Below are 1,385 nucleotides of genomic sequence, written 5' to 3' on the forward strand. Positions count from 1 at the left end.
GAGCGCAAGCGCTACAGCGCCGGCTTCCGGCTCGATGCGCTGAAGCCCTTCTTTGTGAGCGCCTCGTTTAGCCGGGAGGACAAAAGCGGCATCAAACCGGCAGGGGCCTCCGGCGGGTTTTCCGTCACCTCGGAGATACCCGAGCCGATAGACTACCGGACCGACAGCTTTGGCATTGAGGCAGGGTATGCCAAAAAGCCCTTCTTTGCCTCACTGAGCTATTTCTACAGCACCTTTGACAACAACAGCAGCAGGCTGGACTTCACCAATGCCTTCAGCGGCTCTCCGGATGCCCTGAGCCTGCCGCCCGACAACGACTACTACAAGATCGCCTTCAAGGCATCGGCCTTTCTGCCGCTAAACAGCAGGCTGAGCCTCAATGTCGGCTCATCGCGTACGCGGGCGGATTCGGTCAGGCTGTGGGACGCCTTCACCCTGGCGCCCACGGGCCAGAGCTTCAACGGCAGGGTCGAGACCACCAACTATGACCTGGCACTGACGAGCAGCCCCCTGCCCTGGCTGGATGCCAAGGTCTATGCCGGCTACTATGACAAGGACAACCGCTCCGACGTCATCGACGACGGCGAGGTCAACGAGCTGTTTGACTACACCAGGAGGAACGAGGGCCTGGAGCTGGGAGTCAAGCTGCCCATGCACTTTTACCTCAGCGGCTCGTACAAGAACAACGAAATGAGGTTCCACAACCGGATCGATGTCACCGAGACCACCGACGACATCTATGCGGTCAACCTCAGGTGGAGCGGCCTTGATTTCCTGACCCTCAGGACAGGCTATGAGCGGGTGAACCGCCAGATGGACCGGGCGGTCCAGGATGACCCGGACGAAGCAGCGGTGGAACACTATGTGAGGCGCTATGACGTTGCCCCCATGCACCGTGATTCGTTCAAGGCCTCAGTGGACATATCTCCGCTGGACAGCCTCAATATCTCCCTGGGGTATATCTACAAGAGGACCGACTACTATGACACCACGCTGGGCCTCACCGAGGACAAGCGGGACGAGTTCACGGTGGACGCCGACTACAGCATCGGCACGGTGGCAAAGCTCTACGGGTATTTCGACTATGAGAAGGTGCGGTCGCAGCAAGACCAGCGGCAGTTCACCAATCCTTCCACCATCAATCCCGACGGGGCGGTGCAGGACCCGCTGAACTTCAACTGGAACCTTCATCAGAAGGACAAGACCTATGACTTCGGGGTCGGCACCGACATCTATATCATCCCCAAAAAGCTCACCCTGAAGCTGCAGTACGACTATGTGATGTCCAACGGCGATGCGGATTTCCAGTATCTGCTGGATACGGCGCTGACCGGCGGCCGCACCAACAGCAACATCGACGCCGGCAACTGGGATGATTACCGCAA

General features: G+C 58.8%; 1 protein-coding gene. It reads left to right on the forward strand.

The features are described 5' to 3' along the window. On the forward strand, window positions 1–1,385 hold a 1,385-nt coding region (locus AC11W3_RS11540; protein WP_484093051.1), incomplete at both ends, for an MtrB/PioB family outer membrane beta-barrel protein.

The sequence above is a fragment of the Geomonas sp. genome, from assembly GCF_056994735.1.